Origin of the sequence: Acinetobacter sp. A47 (genome assembly GCF_000805455.1) — a bacterium.
Classification (GTDB): domain Bacteria; phylum Pseudomonadota; class Gammaproteobacteria; order Pseudomonadales; family Moraxellaceae; genus Acinetobacter.
Genome location: NZ_JSUS01000001.1, coordinates 494,922 through 509,221, shown reverse-complemented (window position 1 = coordinate 509,221; position 14,300 = coordinate 494,922). Strand labels below are relative to the sequence as shown.

General features: G+C 44.1%; 11 protein-coding genes and 4 tRNA genes. 6 read left to right on the top strand and 9 right to left on the bottom strand.

Translation table 11 applies throughout. The annotated features are described in order from the left end of the window. Positions 1-2: 2 nt before the first annotated feature. A complete protein-coding gene (gene fmdA / locus OC23_RS02450) occupies positions 3-1,178 on the bottom strand; it encodes a formamidase (RefSeq protein WP_038342497.1) in 1,176 nt (391 codons plus the stop codon). 298 nt (positions 1,179-1,476) lie between these two features. On the opposite strand from fmdA, the gene OC23_RS02445 reads away from it, so the two are divergent. The 4 genes from OC23_RS02445 to purB are packed head-to-tail and all read left to right on the top strand — an operon-like array spanning position 1,477 to position 5,296. After that, positions 1,477-1,965 carry an NUDIX hydrolase gene (locus OC23_RS02445; protein ID WP_038342495.1) on the top strand — a complete coding sequence of 163 codons (489 nt, stop codon included), beginning with the start codon at positions 1,477-1,479 and terminating at the stop codon, positions 1,963-1,965. Between the two features lie 4 nt (positions 1,966-1,969). Next, positions 1,970-3,103, top strand: a complete 1,134-nt coding sequence (mnmA, locus tag OC23_RS02440; RefSeq protein ID WP_038342494.1) for a tRNA 2-thiouridine(34) synthase MnmA — start codon at positions 1,970-1,972, stop codon at positions 3,101-3,103. Between the two features lie 18 nt (positions 3,104-3,121). After that, positions 3,122-3,853, top strand: coding sequence for a high frequency lysogenization protein HflD (gene hflD / locus OC23_RS02435; protein ID WP_038342493.1), 732 nt, complete (start codon positions 3,122-3,124; stop codon positions 3,851-3,853). A gap of 54 nt (positions 3,854-3,907) precedes the next feature. Further along, positions 3,908-5,296 carry an adenylosuccinate lyase gene (gene purB / locus OC23_RS02430; RefSeq protein ID WP_038342492.1) on the top strand — a complete coding sequence of 463 codons (1,389 nt, stop codon included), beginning with the start codon at positions 3,908-3,910 and terminating at the stop codon, positions 5,294-5,296. A gap of 86 nt (positions 5,297-5,382) precedes the next feature. Here the strand turns inward: purB and OC23_RS02425 are convergent, their stop codons facing one another. The 8 genes from OC23_RS02425 to OC23_RS02390 all read right to left on the bottom strand — a co-directional run bounded on the left by OC23_RS02425 (position 5,383) and on the right by OC23_RS02390 (position 11,865). Next, positions 5,383-6,837 (bottom strand): amino acid permease, encoded by a 1,455-nt coding sequence (locus OC23_RS02425; RefSeq protein WP_038342490.1) that lies wholly within the window; start codon positions 6,835-6,837, stop codon positions 5,383-5,385. Positions 6,838-7,223: 386 nt separating this feature from the next. Then, positions 7,224-8,261: an arginine N-succinyltransferase gene (gene astA / locus OC23_RS02420; RefSeq protein WP_038342489.1), complete on the bottom strand. Its 1,038-nt coding sequence runs from the start codon at positions 8,259-8,261 to the stop codon at positions 7,224-7,226. Positions 8,262-8,842: 581 nt separating this feature from the next. Then, a tRNA-Trp gene (locus tag OC23_RS02415) sits at positions 8,843-8,916 on the bottom strand. Positions 8,917-8,984: 68 nt separating this feature from the next. Then, positions 8,985-9,069: transfer RNA gene (locus OC23_RS02410), tRNA-Leu, on the bottom strand. Between the two features lie 153 nt (positions 9,070-9,222). After that, positions 9,223-9,296, bottom strand: a tRNA-Trp gene (locus tag OC23_RS02405). Between the two features lie 71 nt (positions 9,297-9,367). After that, positions 9,368-9,452 (bottom strand) — tRNA-Leu (locus tag OC23_RS02400). A 105-nt stretch (positions 9,453-9,557) separates the two neighbouring features. Next, on the bottom strand, positions 9,558-10,382 hold the full coding sequence (locus tag OC23_RS02395; protein WP_038342488.1) for a protein kinase domain-containing protein: 825 nt from the start codon (positions 10,380-10,382) through the stop codon (positions 9,558-9,560). Further along, positions 10,357-11,865 carry a DUF3336 domain-containing protein gene (locus tag OC23_RS02390; RefSeq protein ID WP_038342486.1) on the bottom strand — a complete coding sequence of 503 codons (1,509 nt, stop codon included), beginning with the start codon at positions 11,863-11,865 and terminating at the stop codon, positions 10,357-10,359. Before OC23_RS02390 ends, OC23_RS02395 begins: the two co-directional genes overlap by 26 nt. A gap of 174 nt (positions 11,866-12,039) precedes the next feature. Between OC23_RS02390 and OC23_RS02385 the strand changes: the two genes are divergently transcribed. Then, on the top strand, positions 12,040-12,930 hold the full coding sequence (locus OC23_RS02385) for an ATP-binding protein (RefSeq protein WP_038342485.1): 891 nt from the start codon (positions 12,040-12,042) through the stop codon (positions 12,928-12,930). A gap of 100 nt (positions 12,931-13,030) precedes the next feature. Then, positions 13,031-14,131, top strand: a complete 1,101-nt coding sequence (locus tag OC23_RS02380) for a DUF6670 family protein (protein WP_038342484.1) — start codon at positions 13,031-13,033, stop codon at positions 14,129-14,131. Positions 14,132-14,300 lie beyond the last annotated feature (169 nt).

Below are 14,300 nucleotides of genomic sequence, written 5' to 3'. Positions count from 1 at the left end.
AACTAACGATGTCCCCAGAACTTGTTTTCGTTTAAGGCACCCTGCGGCAAAATATTCTTCTCGAAAATAGACGTTGGCAAAGAAATGGTACATGCACAGTTTGGAATATCCACAATACCACCGATACGCCCTTCAACAGGTGCGGCAGTCAGTAACATATAGGCCTGAGATCCGGTAAAACCGAAATTCTCAAGATATTTAATCGCTTTTAAACAGGCCTGACGATAGGCAACAGTAGCATCCAGATAATGGTTGACCCCATTTTCAACGCTAATCCCCTCAAAGGTTAACCACTGATCATAATTAGGTCTGACATTGCTCGGTACAAACACAGGTGAATCAATATTATATTTTTGCATACCGCCTTTGATCAGATCAAAGCCGACACGAGTTACCCCATCCATTTCAATGGCACCGCAAAAACCGATTTCACCATCACCTTGTGAAAAGTGCAAGTCACCCATCGAGAAGCCAGCGCCCTTCTGATAGACCGGAAAATAAATACGACTGCCTGCCGCCAGATCTTTAATATCGGTATTCCCTCCGTGTTCACGTGGCGGCACTGTGCGGGCGGCCTCAAGTGCCATCCGGTCAAACTCGGCGCCAGTCACACCGCGTAACACGGCTGTTCTTGGATCAGGTGGATTAGCCTGTCCTTTTGCAACCAATAACGCCTCTCTTCGATTCCATTCTTTGAGCAGCTCATGTGAAGGAAGTGTTCCCATCAAACCCGGATGCTTTAAGCCTGCAATACGAACACCGGGGATATGACGTGACGTTGCAAACAATCCTTTTAAATCCCAGATTGCCTTGTCCGCTTCAGGAAAATAGTCTGCTAAAAAACCACCACCATTTTCTTTCGCAAACACCCCAGAAAAACCCACTGCTGAAATCGGCTGGATATCCAGCAGATCAATTACCAGTAAATCCCCCGGTTCAGCGCCTTCAACATAAAAAGGCCCGGTTAAAGGATGGGCTCGTGTGAGATCCACATTTTTCACATCGGAGGCATCATCAGTATCTTTGATTTGAGCATCTAAAAAATCCAGACTTTCAATCAGGATTTCTTCTCCCGGTTTTACCGAAGTCAAAAAAGGAATATCCGGATGCCAACGGTTATGACCAATTTCTGCCTGTTCTGCTAAAGCGACACCGGGTTTAATTTTAATATGTTGCATATGACTTCAACTCCATGTGATGTATATGAATCTGATCAATTCTCTGTTCTAGTTCTGAATCATTAAAAGCCGAGACCAAGGCTACATTTTTCTGGTTAGAATAATTGTTTTTACCTTGTGTTCAAAAAACACCCTATCATATTCTGTTTTTTTGAAGCAATTCTTTTCGATTTTCAACACATCAAATACACACTGATAGCAGCAAATATTTTTTTCCACTTTGGTGAATTAGCCCACCTGTGTAGCCAAAAACTCTCAAATTTTGTAGAATACATTTTTTAAAACCATGGTGCTTTCTATGACCGCTTGGACACCTCATGTCACAGTCGCCACTGTAGTCGAAAAAGACGGACGTTTTCTGTTTGTTGAAGAGCACAGTGAAGGCTTTGTACATACCGTGTTTAACCAACCTGCGGGTCATGTAGAATGTGGCGAAACCATTGTTCAGGCAGCAATCCGTGAGACCTTCGAAGAAACAGGTCATCACGTTGAAATCGATCACCTGCTTGGGATCTATACCTATACCCCGCCGATGTTTCCAGATCGTACCTACTACCGCTTTTGCTTTCTGGCACATGTGACCTCAGTTGAGGAAAATGCGCAACTGGACACAGGCATTGTTGCTGCAGTCTGGATGAATCTGGATGAACTCCAGGAATCTGCACGGGCGCGCAGTCCACTGGTTTTAAAAGCTGTTGAAGATGCCCTTGCTGGCAAGAAATATCCTTTATCGCTTATTTATGAGCACCCTTTTTCTCCCTCATTCACTTCTCATTTGGACGCTTAATTAGATGCAACAACGTGTCATCGTCGGTATGTCTGGTGGTGTAGATTCCTCTGTTTCTGCCGCACTGTTACTTCAACAAGGATATCAGGTTGAAGGTCTTTTCATGAAAAACTGGGAAGAAGATGATGGTACGGAATACTGCACAGCACTTGAAGATCTGGCAGATGCTCAGGCCGTTGCAGATAAAATCGGCATCAAGTTGCATACCGCCAACTTTGCGATGGAATACTGGGATCGTGTCTTTGAGCACTTTCTGGCTGAATATGCGGCTGGCCGTACGCCAAACCCGGATATTCTGTGTAATAAAGAAATTAAATTCCGTGCCTTTCTCGATCATGCCATGACCCTGGGTGCAGATTTCATTGCAACAGGTCACTACGCACGCCGTGGTGCGAGCATGCAAAACTCTCGTGGTGAAACCTACGCCCCTTTACTGCGTGGGGTCGATAACAATAAAGACCAGACTTATTTCTTACATGCAGTGCATGGTCGCGAAATTAACAAGACCCTGTTCCCTGTCGGTGAAATCGAAAAACCGGAAGTTCGTCGTATTGCAGAACAGCTCGATTTAGCAACGGCCAAGAAAAAAGACTCTACAGGTATTTGCTTTATTGGTGAGCGCCGCTTTACCGATTTCCTTAAACAGTATTTGCCAGCACAAGCCGGAAAAATTGTTTTGGAGTCAGGCAAAGAAGTTGGTGAACATCATGGCTTGATGTACTATACGCTGGGTCAGCGCGGTGGCATCGGGATCGGTGGTATGAAAAATGCACAAGAAGGTGCATGGTTTGTCCTGCATAAAGATATTGCCAATAACCGGCTGGTCATTGGTCAAGGACATGAACATCCATTGATGCAAAGTACCCAGCTCTGGAGTGAGTCAATTGACTGGGTGGCGGGCGAACAGGATATTCCGGGTACAGGTTTCCGTTGCACCGCAAAAACCCGTTATCGTCAACCGGATCAGGGCTGTACCATTTACCGTGACGAACACACTGAAAATGGTGTGCGTGTTGAATTTGATGAGCCACAACGCGCTGTGACACCAGGGCAAAGTGTGGTGTTTTACTCAGGCGAGGTTTGCTTGGGCGGTGGTGTCATTCACCATACCAATGCACCTGTACCGGATTTTATTTAAGGAAATTGGAAGCGCAGCATGGTCGAGTTACCCTTTCAGCACACGCAAGCGTTGAATGTCAGACAAAACCGTGCTTTGGCATTGGCAGCAGTCTTTCAGGCAACCCAGCTCACGCATATGACAGCGATGGCCGGACAGCAAAGTATTGGCGATAGTGGTAACTTTTATTTTGAACTGCTCATCAAGGCCAGTCTGAATATCCGCCCGACGGCCAACAATGCCACACAAACACTCGATTTCTTTAACCAGCTGGCCGATATTTCGCTTGGCTTAAAAACACTGGAAGGCTGCATTACCCAGCCTTTTAATACGGCCCCCAAATCACGGGTTCCCAAGATGTCGGCAGCCAAACTGCCAATGTCCTATGCAATGGCATTGTTACAGCTGGAAAAGAAAGTCTACGGCAATCCCGAATACGTTAAAATCATTGAAACAGCCCAACAGAAAATCCTGAAACAACTTTCCTTTTTTGATAACAACTATTTACACCCAAGTATTATTGCCAACCTTGCACAAACCTATGTCGACACCGCCGGCCAGATTAATCCGCGCATTTTAGTCCGTGGTAATGCGGAAGCCTTTAAAGATATTAATCATACCAACCGGATCCGGGCTTGCCTGTTTACAGGCTTGCAGCTGGCCCATTTATGGAAACAGTCCGGCGGCAGCTCGTGGAGTATGATCTTTAGTAAACGCAAGTTATTGCAAGATATTCAAGCTCTCGCTCGTTTGCAGTATCAGGTGGTATAGCCGATGTGCCAACGATTTTATTTTTTATGTTTATTCCAAAATTAAGGAATCTGTATGAATGCTTTAACCGCACTCTCGCCACTTGATGGACGTTACGCTAGCAAATGCGATGCCCTACGCCCTTTTTTGTCTGAGTTTGGTTTAATCCACGCTCGTGTTACGGTTGAAGTGCGTTGGTTACAAGCACTTGCAAATCGTGCAGAAATCATTGAAGTTGCGCCATTTTCAGATGCAACCAATGCTGCGCTGGATGCCATTGTGGCAAATTTCTCTGAAGAAGATGCGAACCGCATTAAGGAAATCGAACGCACCACCAATCACGATGTAAAAGCAGTTGAATACTTCCTTAAAGAAAAAATTGCCAACATTGATGAATTAAAAAATGCAGGCGAATTTATTCACTTTGCATGTACATCAGAAGACATCAACAACCTGTCTCATGCATTGATGCTTAAAAATGGCCGTGAAGTTTTAGTTTCCAGCATGAAGCAGATTCTCAATGCGATTGCCACCTTGGCAACCACCCATGCTGAACAACCAATGTTGTCTCGTACTCATGGTCAAACAGCAAGTCCGACCACTTTGGGTAAAGAAATGGCGAACGTAGCCTACCGTTTAGCACGTCAGATCAAGCAATTTGAAAATGTTGAATTACTGGGCAAGATCAATGGTGCAGTCGGTAACTACAACGCTCACCTCTCTGCTTATCCGGAAATCGACTGGGCTGCACATGCACAGGCATTTGTTGAGTCTTTAGGCTTGGCATTTAACCCATACACCACGCAAATCGAGCCACACGACTATATGGCTGAATTGTTTGATGCATTACGTCGCTTTAACACGATTCTGATCGACTTTAACCGTGACGTTTGGGGTTATATCTCTCTCGGTTATTTCAAACAGAAATTGAAAGAAGGCGAAGTGGGTTCTTCAACCATGCCACACAAAGTCAACCCGATTGATTTTGAAAACTCTGAAGGCAACCTGGGTATCGCCAATGCAGTATTGGGTCATCTGGGTGAAAAACTGCCAATTTCCCGCTGGCAACGTGACTTAACCGACTCAACTGTATTGCGTAATATGGGTGTTGGTTTTGCACAAAGCCTGATTGCATTTGATGCCTGCCTGAAAGGAATTGGCAAACTTGAGCTCAACGCTGCCCGCTTAAATGAAGATTTAGACCAGGCGCAAGAAGTGCTTGCAGAACCAATTCAAACCGTGATGCGCCGCTATAACGTTGAAAAGCCTTACGAGAAACTAAAAGCCCTAACTCGTGGTCAAGCCATGACACGCGACATGATGGTCAACTTCGTAAAAGGCGATGAACTTGCTCAAGTTCCAGAAGACGAACGTACCCGTCTTGCCGAGCTTACACCTGCAACCTATACAGGTAATGCAGCGGAACAGGCAAAACAGATCAATGACTTGATCAGCAAGATCTAAAACCGATGATGAAAAAAGCAGAGCCTTGGCTCTGCTTTTTTTTGCTTCAAGCTCTGCCACAACTGTTGGCAGCGCATTCAGATCAGCTAAACATAATCCACTGCCCTGGTCTTTAACAGATCAAGCTCCAGCATTTTTTTCTTTTTACGACGGTATGCAATCAATAATCCGATAAACCAGACCGGTGACACAGCCAGTGCGATCAGGGTATCGTGATCTAAAGCCAAAATAACAATGGTGAAGACCAGAAATAGCATGGTAAACCAGGCCATAAATAATCCTCCCGGCATTTTAAACTTGGACTGCCGGTGCAGCTCTGGATACTTCTTACGATAACCGATATAAGACAGAATAATCAGCATAAACGTAAAAATGCACAAAATAGAGGTTAATGCAGAAATAATTGTAAATGCTGTCATTACATTGGGAACAATAAATAAAATAGAAGTCCCGACAGTCACGCATGTCATGGAGAAAACCAGACCACGAATAGGCACTTTTCTTTTTGACAGTTTGCTAAAGCTTTTCGGTGCATCATTGTCCAGAGACAGACCATAAAGCATACGGCTGGTCGCAAAAATTCCGCTATTGGCAGAAGAAAGTGCCGAAGTTGCCACCACAAAATTGACCAGACCTGCTGCAATCGGCAAGCCAATCAAAGAAAACATTTCAACAAATGGACTTTTCTCAGGTGAAATTTTTGCCCACGACGTCACAGCAATAATACAGACCAGCGCCCCGACATAAAACAGCAGAATACGCAACGGAATGGAGTTAATTGCCTTAGGTAAGGATTTATGTGGATCTTTGGTTTCAGCCGCAGTCGTACCGACCAGTTCAATCCCGACAAAGGCAAAAATCGCGATCTGGAAGCCCGCCAAAAACCCGGTGACACCATAAGGAAACATGGACTGGGTTTCAAACACGTGGCTCATTGACGCCTTAACACCACTTGGGGAAGTAAAGCCTGTACTGATAAGATAAATCCCGGCAAGAATAAATAAAATAATGGCAGAAATCTTGATCAGGGAAAACCAGAATTCCAGCTCTCCAAACATTCGTACAGCCACAAAATTGAGAATGGTTAAAATAGCCAGAGAAGTAAATGCAGGAATCCAGACCGGTATGTCAGGATACCAGAACTGCATATAGCCCCCAATGACGATCACATCTGCAATCGCGGTAATAATCCAGTTACACCAATAAGACCAGCCCAGAAAAAATCCGGCCCAGGGGCCTATATAGGCGGTTGCAAAGTCTGCAAAGGTTTTGAAATTTGTATTGGCCAGCAATAGCTCTCCCATTGCCCGCATCACAAAGAAAAAGAAAAAACCGATAATTAAATAAGTTAAAACAATCGAGGTACCAGAAACACTCAAGGTCTTGCCAGAGCCCATAAATAACCCTGTACCAATTGCACCACCAATCGCAATCATCTGGATATGCCGATTGGTCAAAGAGCGTTGCAGTTTTTCTTCTTCCTGCCCACTCCCTTGCTGCACTCCATCCTGAAGTTGCATTTCGTTATTCTTCTGACTCATGTAATCCTTACTCCAACTTCCAACAACCATTATAAGCAATTGATAAAAATAAAATATTTTCAAACCGCCTGTTTATAAAAATTCCGTTTTTCCTTATTCGCGCTTAAAAAAATCCTCCTGATCGGTTCACCTCACTTATCAATTATTGCTTATAGGCTTATTTCTTATTCACCAGCCATTTTTGGCCGATATATCACGGCTTTACCGATTGAACAGGCAACCAAGCAACCAGCCACCCGGATCTTAAATAGCTGTTCCCTGCCTTGTCTGGTTATCTATCTGTTTATAAGATCGTTACTCCTATAAACAGATTTTTGCTGATGAAATTATCACATAATTCACATAACTTTTACATGAATTAATTGCAGCGCCGGATCAGACCCACTTTAAGATTTTTTTTGAATTTCAATATTCAACACCCGGACTGAATCGCCATCGCTGACATGCAGCTGATGAGCCTGTTCCTCACTCAGTTTCAGAACATCGTGTGCAGGTGAACTATAGACCAGAATGGCACGGTAATGGTCATAATCATCATTGGCTACAATATACGGCGCATCAGCAACAGGGATATTTTCCTGCTGCACCACCTCTACCCTCACCACATGGCTGTCCTTCATTGCGCGCAGGTGTTCAATATCGGCTTGCAAGGTTGCACCGCCATCAAAGATATCCACATAGCCCTTATAACGCAATCCTTCTTCAATCAGGAGATTATAAGCGGGCACCGTGTTGGGATGTACTGCTCCAATCACCGCCTTGGCCTCATCAGGCAACATATCCACATATAGTGGATGTCGTGGCATCAATTCTGCGATAAACACCTTTTTACCTGTTCCACTCAGATAATCTGCCTTGGCAAATTCCATATCAAAGAATTTATGCCCTACTGCATCCCAAAAAGGTGAACGCCCATGCTCATCAGAAAAACCGCGCATTTCAGCTACAATCGTTTCTTCAAAATATTGACGAAAGGCTGACAGGAATAAAAAACGCACCTTGGAAAGGAATTTACCGTTCTTGTTTAAACGATAATCCGGATCTAGAAACAAGGTACAAAGTTCACTACAGTTGGTATGGTTATTACTGAGATATAAAGTCGGCAGGGCCTTATAAACATTCAAAGGTTCCGAGGAGTGGACCTGGGTACCCACATGGAAATTATACCAGGGCTCTTTTAATCCAAGTGCGACCTCAATTCCACAAACACCAACCACCTTGTTCAGGGCAGTATCTTCCAGTGCAAACAGGTAACCTTGCTCTGACTTATCCAGCTTACCCTCAACCGTCTTGACAGCCCGGTCGATACGGGCAGCCAATATTTCCATATCAGGTTGCAATGAAGTTAGGCCAAAACCTGCTTTTTTTGCCAGTTGGTAAAGATCATGAATATCTTTCTGCTGGATATAACGAATAATCATCATGCGCTATTCCCCTCAGCTTACCCGGATCAAAAACGGACGGGTACAATCTTGATGAGCAGGGTGAGTAAATTCATCTAGTTTACCGTTTCTCTGCCGAACCATGCATAATCCAAACATTTCTTATTCCTTAATTATTAAATTTCCCTAGCCCGGCCAATTGACGCTGGGCTGACTTTAATCATGCAAGTCTTTTTTGACTACTTTCATTTACCTGAAACCAAGATTGAATAACATCAAGAAATGCATCTTCAGGCTGATGCTCTTATTATTCAAAAACTAATTGCTGTAAAAAATTTAAAATTAAGCAAAAAATGGACTGTTTTTTGTCATTTTATTCATTGACAATATCAATATGAAAACTATTTGGCTGAAAATTTACGAGTTTTGGCAGAATTCATGGCCCATATGATCAAACCGAGAACCTTAAGAAAGAAATACAAAATATTTGAAACGACGCTGCCTTAGTTTTTCTATACAGGCACGTCCCCACCGTGGTCACTCCCCACTAAAAACCACATGGCATACACAAAATTACGGACAATAAAAAAGCCCTTGTTTTCACAAGGGCCTTTTTATTTATTTGGCAGAGGATCAAGGACTCGAACCTTGACGAACGGTTTTGGAGACCGTCATGCTACCATTACACCAATCCTCTATAATCGCATGATCAAGGTATCTCAACCTTTAATCATAAAAAAGCAAGATAAACTCACTTTTTAAATTTGGTGGGGGCGAAGAGACTCGAACTCTTACACCTTGCGGCGCTGGAACCTAAATCCAGTGCGTCTACCAATTTCGCCACGCCCCCGATGGGTGTGTATATTAGAGAGAAACTTTCCTCATGACAAGTCTTTTTTATAAAAAAACATATCTATGAAATCTAATGCTTTTTTTATGTACAACCCACCAAATTGCAGGTAATAAAAAAACCCTTGCTGTCACAAGGGCCCTTTTATTTGTTTGGCAGAGGATCAAGGACTCGAACCTTGACGAACGGTTTTGGAGACCGTCATGCTACCATTACACCAATCCTCTATAATCGCATGATTAAGGCATCTCGACCTTTAATCATAAAAAAAAGCAAGTTAAACTTGCTTTTTTGAATTTGGTGGGGGCGAAGAGACTCGAACTCTTACACCTTGCGGCGCTGGAACCTAAATCCAGTGCGTCTACCAATTTCGCCACGCCCCCGATGGATTTGTATATTAGAGATAAACATTTCTGATGACAAGTCTTTCTGAGAAAAAACCTATCAAGTGAACATATAATATTCAAATCAAGGTGTTATGTTTACTTTTAGAGCGAAAAAGTGCTGTTTAGACCGTTTTTTACTGCTGCAACAGATAGAAAACGTTGCTGGATATGTTTCTGTAATAAACCTTGCAGTAAGGGCAAAAAAACTTGCAACTGCTCAGGAAGCCCAATCTGTAAATGCTGGCAGTGCAATAGCGCCCAATCATGATAAGTTCTGGCCTGCAATCTGTTTCGGCTCAACCATTCATACACAATAATCCCAAAGGCATATAAGTCACTCTGGATACTCTTCCCTGCCCCATGAAATAATTCAGGTGCCATATAACGTGGCGTAGCCTCTAAACGCTGAATGGACTGCCCTATCCTCAGGCACTGTTCAAAGTCGATCAGTGTGCAGTTACCGTCATATAAGCGAAAATGCTCGGCCTTCAAATCACCATGAATCCAGCCAGCCTGATGCAATGCATCCAGGCTATCCAGAGCCTTCAACAGCTGTTGCCGGATCAGCCCGATATCAAGGTTATGGTTAAGCGGAGGAAAAAAATCGGATGGTGCATCGACCGTTAGCAAGCCGATCTCTGCACCTGTGGCCTCCAGTAAATGCTTAAACGGCCGGATTGGAACCAGCCGATGCGGTAATAAAATGCTATGCCCGTTGCCTGGCTGCCGATAAAAATCCAGCTCACGCAGAAATGCCTGCTCCAAGTCCGGCTGTGTATTGAACTGATGAAACTTGAGCCAATGACGCTGCTGATTAATATCGCAGCGATACAAGCGCCGGCCAAAGGCATAGCTTTTAGCTTTCGTCACTAAAGTGAGGTTTTCAGGTTGTATCTCGGGGTCAAAGATCCACGTAGTAGAACTCATTCTGCTGCTTTTCTTCCTGCTTTCGCAATGATGTTAAACAATGCTCAATGGTTTTACCAATCCGGGCATGGGTTTCAATGGCAGAAATTTTTGGCCAGGTTGCACGCTCGCCTTCCCGTTGCAAGATTTTAAACAGCTTTGGCCGTGGATTTTTCAACATATAGCTGTAATGCCTTAAACCGTATTTGGCAATGATATTGACATCGCCATAATAGCGCTGTCCCAAAATTCCATAACCATGATCCAGCGCACGGCGAACCGGAAAGAATCCACCAACATAATTACGGGTTAAATCCATCATCTCAAGTGCAATCGCTTTACCCTGACGTCGAACGATGCGTTCAGGCCAGCTCAGTACATCCCGGCGGAACCGTTCAGTATCACTTTGCATGAAGGGCACAATATGTGGGTTGACCTGACTGGCAATGGTGTAATTTATGTTATAAAGCCGGGCCATTTTTTCCTGTGGAAAATCACTACGCATACTGCCATCGACCCATTTGGTATTGGCCAGATACGGGGTATGCTGGCCGTCATAACGCTTACTGGTCAAATGCACAGGCGGAAACAGGACGGGCACTGCACAAGATGCCAGAACCGCGCTCCAGACCAATACATTCGGTGCAGTCAAGGCATTCATGATCCGTGGGCTTTGGGCAGTATTATACGGGGCAATCACGATGTTGATATGGCGTCCGGACTGCTGGTAAGCCTCGGCAAAGGTCAGGTCTCCCAGGTTTTGCATCAGGAACTGTTTTAAATACATGACATCGGCAAATCCGCCATGTCCCCTGATCAGCTCACGCAGTTTTCTAAACTTGAAGGCATCGCTAAAGAAGTGTTCACCTTTTAGCAAATCCGGAACCTGATCTGGTGCCGAAACACCCAGCATTCCGGTCATGATGGCGCCGGCACTGGAACCGGACAATACCCGGGGCATTAAGTCCTGTTCTAGCAGCGCTTTACATACACCTGTATGAAACAGCCCTAATGTTGCCCCGCCTGAAAACATCAGGGCTGGCTGTCCATAAGCAGTCTGGCAGTCTTCAAAAAACTGGATTTTTTCTTTTAGCTGAAAGGTAATGCATTCACTTGAGGCCAGATAGCGGAAACAGTCACTCATTTCCTCAACATAGCTTTCAATAATCTTTTTGGTGCCGATACAGGTCTCGGCAAATAACATGGGATGACCAATATTGGCAAAATCATAGGACAATCCCTCTCTCAATACATAGATCAGATCAAGAGTCCGGTGCTGGGTGCGATATTTTTTTAATAGGTTATAACGCTTGGACAAGATTTCTGCATCAAAATAGGGCGATTCATTGTCATATTTCCATGCTTCATGCCCCGACTCTTCGTCCAGCTTTAGGGCAATTTCCTTCCATTCCTCATAACAACTTGCGTGTCGTAAGTGTTCTTTTAACACATCAACCCTATGCGACTGATATGTATTCTTTTTTTCCTGAACTCTATTGAACATTCGCGATCCTGATTTTCAGTATATTTTTTATATTCTTGCACCTATACAATGCAAAAAGCTGTTGTAACAATCAAGGGTAAAATCGATTTATTTCGATCTTTCTGATGAGATATTCTTTATTTTGGTCACGGCAATGTTAGTATCGCTATTCATCATTAAGTTTGGTTTGTATGTATGGCGATCCTTGATTTACCTGAATCTATCATCCAGTCTTTATCAAATGTCCTGACACAACTGCAGCAAGTGCTTCCTGCCCCAAAACAGCCCACAGACTTTTCTGCAATTGCTTTTCGCTGGGAAAACCAGCAGCTGGTTGCCATACAACAGCCAAAAAAAATGTATCTGGAAGATTTAAAAGGGATTGAACGCCAGAAAGACAAGATTATCCACAACACACGACAATTCCTGAATGGCTTTCCTGCCAATGATGTGCTTTTAACAGGCTCCCGTGGCACCGGGAAATCTTCAATCGTACGCGCCCTGCTTACCGAATATTCGGCTCAGGGGCTGCGCCTGATCGAGATTGAACGTGATGATCTGTCAGACTTGCCTAAAATTCAAAAGCTGATTGAAACACGCCCGGAAAAATTTATTGTCTATTGTGATGATCTGGCGTTTAACGCTGAAGATGAAAACTATCGCAGTTTAAAAAGCGTTCTGGATGGTTCACTCCAGTCCGGTTCTAGCAATTTTATTATTTATGCCACCAGTAACCGTCGTCATTTGCTCCCTGAGTTTATGCATGAAAATACCCCGGTGCGTAAAGTCGATGTACCCCAATATACAGAACTGCATCCACAAGAAGCCATTGAAGAGAAAATCTCACTCTCGGATCGCTTTGGACTATGGCTTTCATTCTATCCTATGGATCAGCAGCTTTATCTGCAAATCGTTGAGCACTATATTGTCAAGGCTGGACTGGAATATAACGAGCTGGTCCGGGCTGAAAGTTTAAAATGGTGTCAGGCCCGTGGACAGCGTTCCGGACGTGCCGCGTACCAGTTCTCAAAACATTGGATTGGTTCACAAAATTTAGAAAAATTACCTAAAAAGTTAAGTAGTTAGTTGTCCTCTAAAGCTGTGGTTTTGTCCTCATTTCCGCTTAGCATGGGCAATTGTTTTCCCTAACCTACTCTCCAGCGTAAACCGAGTTTAGGAAAACGAGATGAAAAAACAATTGCCACCGACTTCGCTGACCAGCAAGCTCCTGGGCAAAAGCCTGTTGCTTGCGCAGAGCACTTTAGATAAAGCAGTCAAGTATTCAACGATCCCTTTTTCCGAACCGGAGATTATCCGGCCCCGTACCGCAGAAAAATTTTATACATGGACGCATTACGGAGTTTTCTTTCCGCTCCTGCCTGAACCGCACCGTTATCTGAATATCATGATCTTGCTCGGCACACCAGGTGCACTGGCATTTGATCATGACGATATTACGGTAGGTCATCCCAGAAAGAGTGCCACCTTCTTTTCCAGTACCGCTGCAATTGATGAGTATGTGCTAAAGGCCTACATTATTCCCGAAAACACCAATATTCAGGCAGATGGTACGACGATAGCACTGGGAGAAGAAGTGTCAATTCAGGGCACACTACCAAATATTCACCTGAAAGGTGCTTATCATGGACTGACGTTTGAGTTTGATTTAGATGTCACCGATCAGGTTTCATGGTTTATCAAGACCCCGATTTATGATCATTTTAGTCTATTGGCAAGCTTTAGGGGTCAACTTGAGTATCGGGGTAAAACCACGGCGGCACAAGGTTTGTGTACCTATGAATACGCCCGTGCAACAGGTGCACACGGGGTCGTCAGCAAGCTGTTGCCCGAATCGTATAAATTACCGCTCGACTTTTTTACCTACCAGATTATTAACCTGAACGAGACCACGCAATTACTGTTGACCAAAGCCGATATTCTGGGTCAGCCAGCGGCCTATAGCCTGCATGTCCGCCATACCGACCGTCCTGCTGAAATCTATACCAATGTCGAGTTTAAGGTCACCCGCTATCAGCCCGAACCCCATGTTTCACCAAGCGGTAAATATATGCGTCTACCGCAGCAATTTATCTGGTCGGTTAAAAACGATGCTGATCAGAACGTGCTGGAGCTTAGTGCTGAAGTCGACAGCCCGTTCCGTTATGGTCATGGTGTCGGTTATGCCAGTGCCTACACATTTACAGGGGAATATTTAAATGCCTCCGTTCAAGGTCGTGGTTATATCGAATATATAGATGTCGAAAACCAGAACGCATTTAAGGCATAAATCCATTTAAGTGTAGCTGCAAATAGGCCTTTAAAATAATTTGAAGGCTTATGTTTACCCTGTATCTGGGTACTATGCCGCTAAAAAATATGATCGTGAGTGTTCAACTCATACTTGCCAAACCCAAAGTTTCCCCCTAATATTAGGTAGGTCGGTATACATAAATAAA